Consider the following 588-nt stretch of genomic DNA (forward strand, 5'->3'; position numbering starts at 1 on the left):
GGGGTACCTGCGGTAGCCGCCGCTCAACAGCGCACAGCAATGCCTCGTAGCTCAGCCCGGCCCGCGGTCGACGCAGGATCGACAGCGAGCCGACATACATCGGGGTGGCGGTGTTCTCCAACTGATAGAAGGACGCATCCGATGTGGACAACCGGGTCACAGTGCCTCTCCGTGCCTCTCTGTTTCGGTCCCTTGGCGATTCGCCGACCCTGTCGAGGCCGTCAACCGGCGCTGCCGCTCACGGTAACCGGTGCGCCGCTGCTGTGCAGCGCGGGTGCACGAACGCCGCGGTTGTGCGATGATCTGCGCATTCGTCTGCCACTCTCCAGCAGGCCTGCCCAGTGAATCGCACGCCGAGGAGGGTGCCGTGTTGACCGTTCGCCCCGTCGTCGACTATGAACCCCCGCCCCGCGAGGTGCGGCAGTGCCGATCGATCCCGACCACAACGCTGCGGCGCCCCGCCACCCAGGCGCCGCATCCGCGTTCGGTGCCGCAACCGACGGCGGGCATGTCCGGGCCGATGCGTCAGGCTGCGGGCTTCGCCGACGCGGCGCTGCGCCGGGTGCTGGAAGTCCTCGACCGCCGCCG

At 69.4% G+C, this 588-nt stretch carries 1 protein-coding gene and 1 pseudogene; one reads left to right on the forward strand and one right to left on the reverse strand.

Annotated features, from left to right (window positions below):
- Positions 1-160: wax ester/triacylglycerol synthase domain-containing protein (locus F6Q13_RS19740; RefSeq protein ID WP_293060075.1), on the reverse strand; the 160-nt coding region annotated here is incomplete at its 3' end.
- 207 nt (positions 161-367) lie between these two features.
- Here F6Q13_RS19740 and F6Q13_RS19745 point away from each other — a divergent pair.
- Positions 368-588: pseudogene (locus F6Q13_RS19745) on the forward strand (hypothetical protein); the annotation flags it as partial.

The sequence above is a fragment of the Mycobacterium sp. genome (assembly GCF_008709575.1).
GTDB lineage: Bacteria > Actinomycetota > Actinomycetes > Mycobacteriales > Mycobacteriaceae > Mycobacterium.